The sequence below is a fragment of the Terrabacter sp. RAF57 genome, from assembly GCF_052113925.1.
Taxonomy (GTDB): domain Bacteria; phylum Actinomycetota; class Actinomycetes; order Actinomycetales; family Dermatophilaceae; genus Terrabacter.
The window spans coordinates 81850-94861 of record NZ_JBFRDT010000014.1 but is presented as its reverse complement, the minus strand read 5'-3'; the positions used below and the strand labels follow the sequence as shown (position 1 = coordinate 94861).

At 64.9% G+C, this 13012-nt stretch carries 10 protein-coding genes and 1 tRNA gene; 4 read left to right on the top strand and 7 right to left on the bottom strand.

The window, feature by feature from the left end; genetic code table 11:
• Positions 1-41: 41 nt before the first annotated feature.
• Positions 42-6281: a hypothetical protein gene (locus AB4Y83_RS16390; RefSeq protein WP_442297528.1), complete on the bottom strand. Its 6240-nt coding sequence runs from the start codon at positions 6279-6281 to the stop codon at positions 42-44.
• A 474-nt stretch (positions 6282-6755) separates the two neighbouring features.
• On the opposite strand from AB4Y83_RS16390, the gene AB4Y83_RS16385 reads away from it, so the two are divergent.
• Both AB4Y83_RS16385 and AB4Y83_RS16380 read left to right on the top strand, forming a co-directional pair.
• Entirely contained in the window at positions 6756-7307 is a 552-nt protein-coding gene (locus AB4Y83_RS16385; protein WP_442297527.1) for a hypothetical protein, read from the top strand.
• 65 nt (positions 7308-7372) lie between these two features.
• On the top strand, positions 7373-7699 hold the full coding sequence (locus AB4Y83_RS16380) for a hypothetical protein (protein WP_442297526.1): 327 nt from the start codon (positions 7373-7375) through the stop codon (positions 7697-7699).
• 146 nt (positions 7700-7845) lie between these two features.
• On the opposite strand, the gene AB4Y83_RS16375 is transcribed toward AB4Y83_RS16380, so the two are convergent.
• The 4 genes from AB4Y83_RS16375 to AB4Y83_RS16360 all read right to left on the bottom strand — a co-directional run bounded on the left by AB4Y83_RS16375 (position 7846) and on the right by AB4Y83_RS16360 (position 10534).
• Positions 7846-8517 (bottom strand): hypothetical protein, encoded by a 672-nt coding sequence (locus AB4Y83_RS16375; RefSeq protein WP_442297525.1) that lies wholly within the window; start codon positions 8515-8517, stop codon positions 7846-7848.
• Positions 8514-8903, bottom strand: a complete 390-nt coding sequence (locus AB4Y83_RS16370; RefSeq protein ID WP_442297524.1) for a hypothetical protein — start codon at positions 8901-8903, stop codon at positions 8514-8516. Before AB4Y83_RS16370 ends, AB4Y83_RS16375 begins: the two co-directional genes overlap by 4 nt.
• A gap of 199 nt (positions 8904-9102) precedes the next feature.
• Positions 9103-9765: a hypothetical protein gene (locus tag AB4Y83_RS16365; protein ID WP_442297523.1), complete on the bottom strand. Its 663-nt coding sequence runs from the start codon at positions 9763-9765 to the stop codon at positions 9103-9105.
• A 439-nt stretch (positions 9766-10204) separates the two neighbouring features.
• Entirely contained in the window at positions 10205-10534 is a 330-nt protein-coding gene (locus tag AB4Y83_RS16360) for a histone-like nucleoid-structuring protein Lsr2 (RefSeq protein WP_442297522.1), read from the bottom strand.
• A 296-nt stretch (positions 10535-10830) separates the two neighbouring features.
• On the opposite strand from AB4Y83_RS16360, the gene AB4Y83_RS16355 reads away from it, so the two are divergent.
• On the top strand, positions 10831-11055 hold the full coding sequence (locus AB4Y83_RS16355) for a helix-turn-helix domain-containing protein (RefSeq protein ID WP_056756236.1): 225 nt from the start codon (positions 10831-10833) through the stop codon (positions 11053-11055).
• A gap of 155 nt (positions 11056-11210) precedes the next feature.
• Positions 11211-12320, top strand: coding sequence for a site-specific integrase (locus AB4Y83_RS16350; protein WP_442297521.1), 1110 nt, complete (start codon positions 11211-11213; stop codon positions 12318-12320).
• 73 nt (positions 12321-12393) lie between these two features.
• On the opposite strand, the gene AB4Y83_RS16345 is transcribed toward AB4Y83_RS16350, so the two are convergent.
• Together AB4Y83_RS16345 and AB4Y83_RS16340 are read right to left on the bottom strand one after the other, a co-directional pair.
• Positions 12394-12483 (bottom strand) — tRNA-Ser (locus AB4Y83_RS16345).
• A 10-nt stretch (positions 12484-12493) separates the two neighbouring features.
• Positions 12494-12997, bottom strand: coding sequence for a nucleoside deaminase (locus tag AB4Y83_RS16340; RefSeq protein ID WP_442276456.1), 504 nt, complete (start codon positions 12995-12997; stop codon positions 12494-12496).
• Between the last annotated feature and the right edge of the window lie 15 nt (positions 12998-13012).

Genomic DNA, 13012 nt, shown 5'->3' with positions numbered 1-13012 from the left:
CGCGTCGCGCGCCGGTCACCTTTCCGCGGTTTGGCCGAAACTTAGATGTCGCCGTGAGCGGTCGTTCGCTGCTCGGACGTCCCCTCTCTCCGGCTTGCGGGCTGAATACGAGTCACGGTGAGTCGGCGGGCCAGCGGGCCGAACCTACGCTCAACTTCTTCACGACCGAACTGGCTCAGGACCACACGCCAGACTTCAGCGACATAGCTGTGTGCAGGGGGACCGTGGCTGAGCAGTCCGCGCACCGAGTAGTCCGTGCGAGCCCGCCAGTTACCGTCTGAACCTCGCCATGCAAATCGCTGCCCTTCGATTGGTGCCCAGCCAAGGGCTTCCGCTGCACCCGGGTGAAAGGCGAGCCACCTAAGGAATGGGGAGTTGTTGAACATCTCGAATCCCCGGACGATGAGCTCATTGTGGCGCCATGTTGTGGCGGCCCGGCCTGGATACCAGTAGGCACTTCCACCGCTTTCAACAGACGGCGCACGAACTGGCAGTCCGAAGGCATTGGTTCCGCGCACATGGATGGGATCCATCTTCCGCTCCTCTCGCGGGAGCCCCCACTCAAGACTTCCCCAGTCCGAGTGTTCTCCGAGCACGAAGTCAGGTGCGGAGGTCAGGCTGGCGCGATAGTGCTCCAGGGCCTGCTGGGCTTCCTCACACCAACCACGGTTGTCGTACGACGAGACCGTCGCGGGACGCCACGGTTGGGGAACCGAATCAGAAAGTGGGCCAGGCTCGACCAGTAGGAGCTCCGGAGCCAACAGGTCGAACGTGAACGACGGATAGGGGTCACGCACCAAGGCCGCGTCCGTGAGCTCGGCGAGCACCTTACCGGCTGCGCGTCTGCCGACCAGGTAGGCCCAAGGCCGGTAAGTGTGCATCTGCCCGCGGCGCTTCAACCGGTCGGCCATCGCGCGGTGTCCGCCGTCGGTCCAGGGATCGCCTGTCGGCGTTAGCGCGAGCTGTGAGGCCCGGTACATGACCGCGGGCTGTGATAGTTCCGCTACGTCGGCCAGCACCTCCATTAGATTGTTGAAGGGTGCGACGACCTGCTGGGGGTCGTTGAGGTCGACGAAGGGGATGCCCTCGGCGTCGATCTCCGGGGGTTGATGCATCTGGAGCGTGGGCAGCTCCAGTACATATAGGGGTGAGAGATCACGCCTCACTGCTCTCGCCGCTGGCCGGCCCCACTGAAGGCATATTCGACGAGCGACATCGCGCAGTATCTGATCGTCTCCGGCGGTCGCCCTCTCCACCGCGGCGATGAGGGTAGGCGGCGGTTGGTCCACCGCCGAAAGTACCAGTACCGACAGGGCGGACTCAGCTGCCCATCCGCCACGGTCTAATGCGTCCTCAAGGGCGGCGAGGACAGCCGCCCGGGACTCGGCTTCGGGCGATCCGCTCGTCAGGAGTCGCACGAGGGCCCGACGTGCTCCTTCCTCCGGTGCCTTCGCGGGGTGACCCAGATAATCGCCGACCATCGCCGCGAGCGCCGCTGCACTGGTGTCCGCGACGGCGTCCATGCGGAGCCCCAGGCGTGCTTTCTGAAACGACGGGTTTCCGGGGGCGAAGATTTCGAGGTAGTCATCGATATCGGGCCAGGCGGCGCCGACGGCCGAGGGGCCGGCCACCAATTCGAGGATCTGTCGGCCGTCGACTGCCATCCGCCCCCAGGAGAAGATGCCACCGGCGAGGGTTTCGGCGAGGTCTGAGAGCGCCAATCGGACAATGGCTGGCACACGTCCGCGCAGCGCGCCAGCGAACAGCTTCTGCCGAGTGCCCCCGTCGTATTGGCGGAACCAACCGCTGCTAGGAAGGGTGCTCAAGCGCATCTCGAGGGACTGACGGGCTGCCTGGGGGTCTCCAGCGGCCGCGAGGGCACTGCACGCCTGGCCCAACGCGTCCTCGGGTGCATGCAGGCGATCCAACTGTTGGACGAGCACTCGTGCGACGTTGAGTGGGATGGGGTCAAGGAACAACTTGTTCGCGACCCTGACCCACCAGCTCTCTAGCATCTCGGAGCCGTCGGGAAGCCTCCGCAGGAGTGCGAGAAGGGCCCCAGCCGTGGCGGGTGTCTCCGGGTCCGATGCTTCGCCAGCTACCCGTGGGCTCGCCCGGTCGGGGGAGGCTCCCGATGAGTAGTCCGTCTCGTCCTGCACAGCTGTCGTGGCGCTTGCCTCTGTCTCTTCGACAAGCCCCCAGATCTGCATCGACTGGTCGATTGTGTCGCGGTCTGCATCCGTGGCAAGTGCTCGGAGCCGTTCGATGACGCGATCGCGATCGCGTCCGGCAACAGGCAATAGCATCTGGGTTGCGACGAGCGTCGCGAGCTGGCTGGCAGACGTATCTTCGGCATCCAGACAACCCAGAAGGGCGCTGGTCATGAGATCGATTTCTGGAAGCGCGCCGACGTCGGACAGCGCGATGCCGACGCGGTAGGCATGCATCGGCGATACCTGCCAGCACTCCCGTACAAGTCGACCGGCGGCCGTTGTCGCCGCGCTCTCGTCGGTCCGCGAGGCGCCCGGCAGTCTAGTGGCGAAGCGGTCGATGGAGGCGAGGTACTCGGATTCCGAGATCGCGGTGCAGTTCCTTGCGGTCGTGAGCCAGCCCACCCAATGGGCGAGCTGCTCGTCGTCGTCGGTCATTCCGAGCCCCAGCGACGCATCGACCGCGGCTGCGACCGCCTCGAGCGCTTGAGCCCGTTGGTCCAGCATTGAACGGATTTCGGCGTGCTTCAGCCAAGCCTCGACCTGCGACTGCGGATCGTAGGACCGCTCGATAATCAGCGCGCCGATGTCGTCGAGCTTGCGCTGGATCCAGCCGTGCGAGGATCGGTCCAGGGCTGCGAGCTGTTCGAGTGCCGCATGACGGAACTCCACCGACCAATAGCCTGCCCGCTCTCCATTCCAAGTTCTGTCCAGGATGCCCGTCAGACGTGAGAGCTCTGCGGATCCGCCGACGCGGTGGGCGAGGTGGATGATGTCGGTCATCAGGCTCGGGAAGGCTTCTCGAACGCGGTACCACCCGTGCCAGTCGTTCGTTGTCTGCCGGGGTACTTCTATGACTTGGAGAATCTCAGCAACTCGGCCGGCCACCCTTGGCGGGTCAACCACTCCCTCACGCGCCGCGATAGATTCGGCTCGGAGGCGAGCGACGGCAAGAACCCCACCCCGGAAGCGCTGTCGTGCGGGGTCATGTCGGCGCGCGCCAGCCGCCGGGCCCGTCGCCTTGGCCGTCTCCGAGCCGTCGGCCAAGGCATCTAAGGGTCGCTCTGGCGCAGTTCCCGGGGTAACAAGCGCGAGGTAGTGGCGGACTGTTTCGAAATCCAGTACTTGCCTGTACGACGACTCCGGTTCGTGGCCGGGATCGTCGATGGTCGGTTGTTGGTCGTCGCCGATCAATGCTCGGAACGTCTGACTGTCGTGGAGGCCGAGGGAGAGCAGAGTCACTGCGGCCCGCATCCGGAATCCAAGAGGTAGTCGTGCATCACCGTCCTGATCCTCCGACTGGTGCCGTCCTTCAAGCGCTACCATCTGCCTGATCTGCGCGACGGTCTCGTCCGCGTCTCCGTCCTCCGCGGCGGTAAGTGCGCGCATGAGTCGAGCCCGCGCACGCCAGCCGACGTCACCTTCGGCGTCGATCCTTTCRCTGATGCCATCAAGATTGGCGAAGTCGCGGGTATCGAGGAGTTCGTCGAAGCACGCTGTTAGGACCTCGAGGCGTTGGTGTCGCCGCTCCTCATGCTCACGTTCGAGGCGCCAGTCCCGCGCCTCATCCGCGTCGTCTGGGTTTCCTTGGCGTGCCGGTGGTTCCGACTCCGGGAAGGGGAGGTGGCGCTCCAGATGGGTGAGGACGGTGTCCAGGCCGGAGACGTGGAAGGTTGCGATGGCCCAGTCAGCCACGCCGTCCGCCTCGCCGCTGCGACTAACGCGTGACTCGGTGAGAGCGGTCACCCCGCCTAAGGCGTTGAGGATCGCAGCTGCGGCTGCGTTGTGACCGTGTACTGCCCAAGAGGCGGCGATCGCGGCTGCGGTGTTCGCCGCGATACGGACTCTGGAGCCTCGGACGACGTAGTCGATTGCGGTCGTGGCTGGGGTCAGACCCGCGAGTGCTGTGGCCAGCTGCTCGGGTCGGAACGCCTGTTCTCGTTGAGCCAGCTCGGCAGTGAACAGCGCGAGTCTCACGAAGGCGATGTCGTCGCCGGATCTCGCGGCGGCTCGGAGGCCAAGGCCGGTGTGGTCCTGGATCACGGGCGAGGCCTGGAGAGCGCGGAGGCTGGCACGCATGGCTGCGGGGGTGGCCAACGTGAGCACCCGATGGTCGTCTCCAGCCAGGTAGCGGTGTGCTATCTCCTCGTCGCGGTAGGTGGGCCAGGCGTCGCCCGAGTTGGCACAGCGATCTGCCAGGTCGAGATGGAGGTCACGGTCGCGGCTCTCGCTGACGGCGCCGTCGATTCGGGCGGTCTCATCGGCGAGGAAGCGGCGAAAGCTGTTGTGTACGAACTGCCACTCGTCGCCCTCGACACGAAAGAACGTCCTTGCATCTGTCACGAATCGGGTGACGATGTCGGCGGATGCCCAGGAGGACAGCCAGCGTAGATTGAGCGACGTGCGCAGGCGGGCGACGCTGGCGAGGAGACTAACGACCTCGGCGTCCGTTCGGACCGCCTGAAAGTAGCCGCGGTAGCGCAGCTCGACGTCACCGCCGTAGTTCGACGCATCTGCCAAGATGCGATCCGCGTGGACGCGCCGCTGGTCCTCGTCTGGAGCGCACGCCGCTGAGCCGCTGAGCTCGCTGAGCAGATAGGTGGCGGCGAGTGGATGTCCCTCGGTGACCTCGACGAATGTGTCGATCTGGCCGGGCCACAGCCACTCCCCTAGCCCTGCCTGATGCGCGAGGTCTCGCACCTCGTGGTCTGCTAGTGGCGGCAGGATGACGGTGCGCCCCGGCTGGCTCAACGCATTGCGAATGTCAGGCGAGACGACGGACGTGGTTTGAGTGCCGAGAATGATGAACACGCCGTCGCCGAGGCCGGCCGGCGCGGGGAGTTCCTCGAGCATGGACCGGCTCGGGTTCTGCTCTCGGGGGATATGGTCGAGGCCGTCGATGACGATAACGGTCCTCTCGCCGCGCGCACTCCACGCCTCCTGCGCCCGGGCGAGCTGTTGCCCGACGCAGAACCGAAGCCCGGGAAGGCCCGACGGTTGGCCGCTGCGGAAAATGCCGGTCTCCTCCAGGGCGAGGGATAGGTCGTTGAGAAACGACTCCGCCTCCCCTCGGTGACTAAGTGGGTTGGGCGAGTCCGGGACGAAGGCGTAGTAGCGAACCACCCGCCCGTCTATCGCGAGGTCCGAAAGCAGGGTCGATTTTCCCGATCCCGCCGGACCCACGAGCGCCAGGTACCCGCCGTCGAGGGTGGTGAGCGCCTCGCGTAGTGCTCTGGTTGCGGCGTGGTTCGGTGTGTAGGTGCCAGGGACCGGGAACTCGTGTCGGTTCTTGTAGCGGAGGCGTGTTTCCCAACCCAAACGATGGAGCAACTCGGCTCGGTCGAGGCGCCGCGGCCTGGCCGGGTCGGCGACGCATGCTTGGAGCTCCCCGGCCAGGATGCGTAGGTCGTTCCGCACCTGCAGATCGACCGCTCCCTCGAGGCTCGATGAGACGTCGTCGAGCGCCCTGATTCCGAAGTCGAACTCGAGATCCTCGACGAAGCGGAGGAAATCATCGTCACCGAGGCTGGAGACGCGCTGCAACTCGGTCCAGACCGGCTCCCACTCGGCGAAGACGCCCAGCGAACGGAGGGCGTCCATGTCCATGAGGTTGTCCCGGATGGCCCGCTGGGCGGGCTTGAATGACCGCGCTAAGAATGCCGCCAAATGCTTCGGCCCGTTGACTGTGGCGGACGCGAGTACGGAGGCCGCAGCCGGCGGGCCTACCGACGGCTGGCCGTTGGTGCACAAGTGGACGACCAGCGGCCCGTCCCACGTCGTTCGGATCGCCGCCCACGCCCCGGCCAGTCGGGCAAGCAGTGCATCCTGTGATGCGGTCCTGCCTGTCAGTGCGCTCCAGGTGAAGGACTCGGGGTACTGCGCCCACTTCACCTGCAGCGCGTGACGGGCTGACCCCGCCTTGAACTGGAAGTCGTCTGCGATGCCGACGTCCGGATCAGCCACGTGGATCCACTCAAGTGTGGAGAGGTGGTCGTAGACGATCGTGGCCGCGAGACCGTACTGCCCGGCGAAGCCGATGGCGGCTCGCCGTTCGCCTTCGGCTGGGTCCACGCTTACCCCCTAACTGGTCGACCTCCAAGTTCTATCCCATCGATCGCGGTCAGGTGAGGATGAGACTGATGTGGGTGTGCCTCGGTCGGCTTAGGCTCATGAATCGCTTTCAGCCGGCCGCCCGTCAGATGACAAGCGACGTAGCGGCTGGCGAAAGGATGAGCGCGGTGCGTCACTCCGCCGCGAGGCGTCCATCTGTCCCTCGGCTTCGTGGTACGTCCCGAACTCGCGCCGCCTCGTGCAGCACCTTCGAGCACTGGATGCCGGGTGAGACTGCCATCCAGCGCGCGCGCACGGGTGGGAAGGGGGGAACCGGCTGGCTCAGGACAGACGCGGAAGCGAGGTAGCGCAGCCGCTATTCAAGTATCCCTGCTGTCGTGGAACTGCTAGAACGCTCGTCCCACTCTGCGATGGCCGCATCACGGCTTGGTGATTCACCGCGCATATGACGCCGACGACGCTAGGCTCTCGGCCATGTCGGGGTTGACGAAAGACGAGTTAAGTCGCCTCGAGACGGTAGTTGCGCGCCGTTTAGGGGCGCGCTCGGAGAGTAAAACACTCGTGGACGCCTACCTCACCGCCATGGCCAAGAACGCGTACTCAAGAACCGTCGAATCTGGCCCTGTCCCAACAAGCCTCGTGTCTGAGCGTTCTGCGATCCTGATCGAAATCAGCCGCCAGCTTGGCAGAGTGATTGAGGACTTCGAGATCCAAGCCCTTCTTCGAGTCACGCCGCCCCAAGCCCGCAGCATGCGCTCGACCTTGCTCGCCACCTACAGCGACGACGCGGACGTCCTCACCCTCACGTGGTCGATGAGGGCAGCCCATCAGTTGGGCCGCGAAACCGTCGATGGACTCAACGGCACCAAGGTCTCGCTGGCGTCGGAGGACCGCCGCGACGCCCTCATCTCTTACGCAGAGAGAGCAGGTGTAGCGGTACGCACCATCACGGATGACGATGCGCATCCTTGGGCTGTCGTTCTCGGCGACGACTTCCCGAAGGCCGATTTGCCGCCAAAAAGTTGACTCCGACCGAAGCCGCGACGACGGCGGCACTGCTGGGTGGACCCGCCGTCCTAGGTGTGGGTGCCATGCTGGGCTACGCTCGTAAGGTCCTGGCGGCAACGACGCGCGATCCGTTCTCAGGGTGGCTGACCTTTGTAGCTGGCGCCGCCTTGACCCTCTGGATCGCGGTATTCATCCTGTTAAGCACCGGCGCCGTGTTCCAGTCGTGGGGGGCCGACGGCGACGTCAAGGCAGAATACGTCGCACTCTCAGGGGCATGGCTCACAGGTGTCGGCTTGCTAGTCGCCATCCTTTGGAACGCGCGTCGTACCGCGCGCTATCTCTCCGAAAGCTACAGAGCCGGCGAGTGGCCCCTACCAGCCCGGCTGTTGCGCTGGCTATTTCGCCTTTAAGTTCGTGGACTTCAGCCTGACAGTCAACCGTCTTAGAGAATCGACCTCAGAGCCACTAAGTCGTTCAGGACTTGTGTCCTTCCGCCGCCGGCGTTACCGCGGGATCAATCGGCAAGAGTCACATGGCCTGCAGGGCAGACGAAGCCTTAAGGCATCGGCTCGTAGAGAAACTTCACACCGAAGATGGACCCAGCTTCGTTGTAGCCATCAACGTTGGAGTCCGTCGAGTACACCAGGAGAACGGAAGGAGGATCCGCCGGTACCACTCCCGCTGGCCAAGATGTAAATGGCGTTGGCTGATTCGAACTAAGAAGGCTGAGTTCCCGTCGCACCCCGAGCGCCGCCCTAGCCATCTGCTTCTGAAAGCCCGTGTTCTTGCATTCTACGCCGAGGACTATGTCTTGGTGGCCCGGATAGCCCGATACGCCATCATGCACCACTACTATGTCCAGCTCGTGTCTATGGGCTTGCCCTGGCTTACCCGACTTCCCAGATATCGAGTAACTCAAGGTTGCGAACTCAACGTCGGTCCAGACATCGAGTTGAGGCCCGCCGCGTCGGACCAGCTTGAAGTGCGGATAGCTGCCGTTGATTGGCCCAGGCGAGGACTTGAGATGTACCTTCGTGCCCCCTACCAGCGTCGCCGCGAAACCTTCGATGTTCTCAAGGCGGTCAAGCAACAAAGTCATAATCCACGCCTCGTAAACCTTGCCGGCTTTCCAATCCTCCCCGACTAGGCTGACCACGCTCGAGGATGAGTCGTACGTCGCAAAGATCTCGTTCACCTTCGCGATCACGCCCTCAAGGGTAAGGCTCATCTTGCGTCGTCCTCCCGCAGTTCTCTAATCAGGTCGTCGATCTCACGCACTGCTCGATCGAGCTCCGGACTTCCCACCAGGTCGATTTCGTCAATGCCGAATGCGGCTCGGTCCTGCTCCGTGACATCCACCACGATGCCCTCGATCGGCAACCCCGACTCTGTCGGGATGCCACGTAGGCGTCGCATCGACTCGCGGATGACCTCCTCGCCCCCAAGAGACATCTCATCTCGGAGTCCCGTCAGGTACCCGATAACGGCCTCTCGAGGGCCCCTCGCCTCGGCCACTCGCGAATCCATCAGCAGTCCGTCGAGGTCAGCCCGCCCGCTCCCGCGCGTCCGCAGCCTGAGGGTCTGAAGCAGTGTTTCGTACTCCTCGTCGTTCATGCACAAATCTTGGCCTAAGCAGTCCCCCATATTCGACGTTCATGGTCGTCTCTGTTGCCAACGTGTCGGTTCCGCAAAGTTGAGGCTGGCAACCCGGCTGTGTCATACCGCCGCGTGCCGGTCGGCCCATAACGTAGCGGCGTGTCGTGATCAGCCAAGAGTCGCGATCGGGCGTCCCCTCGCCGGGTCGAGCTGCTGATCACTCGGCGAGCGCCGCTGAGGCGACGTGAAAACGCTCGCTGAGTAGCCCGAGACGGTCAGCATCATTTCCGGTGGCTCGTGCCCACTGCCGACGGGCCGGATGCGGCAATTCGAGCAGCGCGCACACCGGCGCTGACGGGAGCGAACGCCAGAACATCTGGGCGAACCTCCCCGCTGCCGCCACCGTCGTCGCAGGGCCGATGGCCATCAAAGCGATGCGGCGCTCGAGGTCCTGAAGGAGGTGCTCAGCCAGCTGCCTTCGAGGCGCTCTCAGCTTCCAAATCTCCCTTGCACGCGATCGGCGTAGACCCTCGACTTGAATCCATTGCTTGTCATCCAGCGGAGTTGCCGTCGTGATGGCTTGGCGCTGCAGTGGAGCCTGGCTGACGTTGACGATTGCCACACGAAAGTCGCCGCCCTTCTGTCGGTGGGCAACTTCCTGTCCGAGAGATCTGTCCGAGTCGGTCCCCGCCAAGAAGGCGAGGGCGTCCCTTCCAGCGCGTCCGGCGAGGGGGTGCTTCGCGTGCAGCTCGTCGACATGAGGAGACTCAAGGAGGATCACGACCTCGACCGGCGATCCGTATCCACCCGTGAGGTCGGGCACGAGAAAGTTCGGATAGGCACCGACTCCGGTCCCCYTCAAGTACGCCTCGACTGTCACGCGCAAAGGCTAGCCGTGGTGAGCGATAATGAGTCGGCGAAGTCCTCGCCGGACGACCCGCGCTGACAACAGCCCACTCGCCTGCGTCCTTCCGCCGCGAAGGGACTCCTCAGCTCGGGGAAGATTGGTTGTGGACCACTTCGCAGAGGCCGCGGAGTTACAGTCGGCGGTCTGGTTGCTCACGTGTGAAGTGAGGTCGTCCAAGTCGCGCCATCCCTCCCACGCTGCCTGACGCCTGAGTCCGAGGGGTGGCTCAACCTCCGACCAYGCAACTCCGCCTTGGCGGTCTATGCGCACCAGTCGGGTCTGGGCCCTTGCGTGTTACGTGCGACAGCGGGCCCGCTGCACGGACCAATCCCTCGGGAGCGAGAAACACTGAAAGCACGACGAACGCGAAGGTCGCCCGCCTTGCCGGGGCGGGCGACCATCGTCGCTGGTCTCAGCGTGAGGCGTTGTATGCGTCCTGCACTTCTTGGCTGACCCGGCCCCGATCAGAGACTTTGAGGCCGTTGGAGCGTGCCCAGTCGCGCATAGCCTGGAGCTGGTTCTTGTCCGTCTTCCCGGCAGGCGCCTTGGTCGAGGATCGGCGGCCGCCGCCGATCCTGCGGGCTCTGCTCGTGAAGGGCTCGAGCGCTGCGATCAACCTCTGCTCGTTCTCCTTGGAGAGGTCGATCTCGTACTGAGTGCCTTGATAGCTGAACTGAATCGTGGAATCGGCGGGGCCACCGTCGATGTCATCGTCCAGAATCGTCTGAATTCGCTGTGCCATGCCTTGGGTTCTCCAACTGTTTGATGAATCCCTGCGGCAGCATCGAAGCACACGCAATGTGCAGCTGGCTACTTCGTCGCGAGTGGGAGGCGACGCATGCGGACGACAACGCTTTCTGCTGCTCCATCCGCGGGCTGTGTTGAGCAGAGAGGCACCCTCTCCTGGCCAGAGCCGGGCCCGCTCATCAACCGATGGTCGGGATGGCGCGTCACATAGATCAGGATCCACACGAAACGCGTGGTGCCCCGCTCGGGTCGGTCTTGGTTCTATCAGCACGCCAACGTTCAGGAGTCACCATGTCCGTTCAGACGGAGCGCATCGTCTACACGGTGGAAGAAGCCGCAGAGCGGCTCGGCGTCGGGCGCACCCTTGTCTACGCGCTCGTGCGCAGCGGCGACATCGAGTCCATCGCCATCGGTCGCCTGCGTCGAATCCCGTGCGACGCCCTCGACGACTTCGTGGCCCGCCTTCGCGCGCTTGCTTCTTCGCCCGGCGACAGTGGCGACTCCGGCATCGGATGACATTGACGATGACCTCGTCAATGTCACGACAACCAAATGGCCGCTCGTCTATCTACAAGGGCAGCGACGGATCATGGCATGGACGTGTGACCGTCGGCATTCGCGACGACGGAAGACCTGACCGTCGCCACGTCCGGTCCGCGACGAAGGCTGGCGTGACCGAGAAGGTGCGTAGGCTCGAGAAGCACCGTGAGCAGCGCACGGTTCCGACACCCGGCACCCGCTGGACCGTTGAAAGTTGGCTCACGCACTGGCTCGACAACGTCGTGACCGGGCACGTCAAAGCCACGACGCTGTCGGCGTACCGCGTCGCCGTACGTCACCACCTCATCCCCGGGATAGGCGCACACCGTCTCGAGCTCCTCGAGCCCGAACACCTCGAGTCCCTCTATCGCCGGATCCTGACCCAGCCCACCAAGTTCAGCGCCGAGACGAAGCCCGCAACCGTCCACCAGGTTCACCGCACCATCCGAACCGCGCTCAATGAAGCCGTCCGCCGTGGCCACCTACCTCGGAATCCGGCCACCATCGCCCGAGCACCCCGGGTCGTCCCACCCGACATCGAGCCGTTCACCGTTGATGAGATCCGCAGACTGTTCGTCGCGGCCGCTGAGTCACGCAACGGCGTCCGCTGGGTCATGGCCCTCGCCCTTGGCCTGCGCCAGGGCGAGGTACTTGGCCTCAAGTGGACCGACATCGACCTCGACAACGGGGTCCTGACCGCTCGCCGCTCACTCCTGCGCCCCAAGTACGCCCACTGCTGCGGGGGCACGTGCGGCAAGGCGCAGGCCGGCCACTGCCCAGAGCGTGTCCGCATCAACCCGGAGACAGACACGACGAAGTCCCGCGCCGGCAACCGGCAGGTCGGTCTACCACCGCAGCTCGTCACCCTTCTCCAGCACCACTTGCACGTCCAACAGGGAGAGCACGTCCGCGCCGGCAACGCATGGCATGAGGGCGGGTGGGTGTTCACCACCGAGACGGGCGACCCCATCAACCCCCGCACCGACTGGTCTCACTGGAAGGTCCTGCTCCAGCGGGCAGGCATCCGTGATGGACGACTTCACGACGCTCGCCACACCGCAGCGACCGTGCTGCTCATGCTCGGGGTGAGCCAAACCACGATGATGAGCATCATGGGCTGGTCCAACCCCGCCATGGCCCAGCGCTACGCCCACGTTGTCGCACCGATCCGGGACGACGTCGCACGCCAGGTCGACGAGCTCCTGTGGCCGGGGCTCGAGAGCCCGGCGGACCCCGAATGAGACCACAACTGAGACCACCACGAGAAACGCCGGTCCGGGCCCTGAGGCTCGAACCGGCGTTTCTGCAGGTGACTGGCGGTGGCGGTGGGATTTGAACCCACGGTGGAGTTACCCCCACACACGCTTTCGAGGCGTGCTCCTTAGGCCGCTCGGACACGCCACCGGGAGAGACCTTACCCGAGCCTCCGGCCCTCGAAGAAATCGACGAGCAGGGCCGCCGACTCCTCCGCTCGGACGCCCCCGACGACGTCCACGACGTGCGTCGCGAGCGGGTCCCGCGTCAGGTCCCAGACCGATCCGCACGCCCCCGCCTTGGGGTCCCAGGCGCCGAAGACGACCCGCTCGACCCGCGCCGCCATCGCCGCACCGGCGCACATGACGCACGGCTCCAGCGTCACGACGAGCGTGCAGCCGTCAAGTCGCCAGGAGCCGAGCGATTGCGCCGCCTCACGCAGCGCGACGACCTCGGCATGGCCCGTCGGGTCACCCCGCTCCTCACGGATGTTCCGCCCGCGCCCCATGACTCCGCCCTCGGGGCCGACGACGAGGGCGCCGACGGGGACGTCCTGCGAGCCGACGGTCGCCGCTGCGAGGTCGAGCGCCTGGCCGACCCAGGCCGCATACGTCTCCGGGGCCGGGACGGAGCTCTTGTCGGGGGTCTCGGATCTCTTCGCCACGCGATAAGTTTCCAC

Excerpts from the sequence above, each read along its gene's own strand:
- AB4Y83_RS16385 (WP_442297527.1), top strand. The coding sequence starts at position 6,756 with ATGTCGGGGTTGACGAAAGACGAGTTAAGTCGCCTCGAGACGGTAGTT.
- AB4Y83_RS16380 (WP_442297526.1), top strand. The coding sequence starts at position 7,373 with ATGCTGGGCTACGCTCGTAAGGTCCTGGCGGCAACGACGCGCGATCCG.
- AB4Y83_RS16375 (WP_442297525.1), bottom strand. The coding sequence starts at position 8,517 with ATGAGCCTTACCCTTGAGGGCGTGATCGCGAAGGTGAACGAGATCTTT.
- AB4Y83_RS16370 (WP_442297524.1), bottom strand. The coding sequence starts at position 8,903 with ATGAACGACGAGGAGTACGAAACACTGCTTCAGACCCTCAGGCTGCGG.
- AB4Y83_RS16360 (WP_442297522.1), bottom strand. The coding sequence starts at position 10,534 with ATGGCACAGCGAATTCAGACGATTCTGGACGATGACATCGACGGTGGC.
- AB4Y83_RS16355 (WP_056756236.1), top strand. The coding sequence starts at position 10,831 with ATGTCCGTTCAGACGGAGCGCATCGTCTACACGGTGGAAGAAGCCGCA.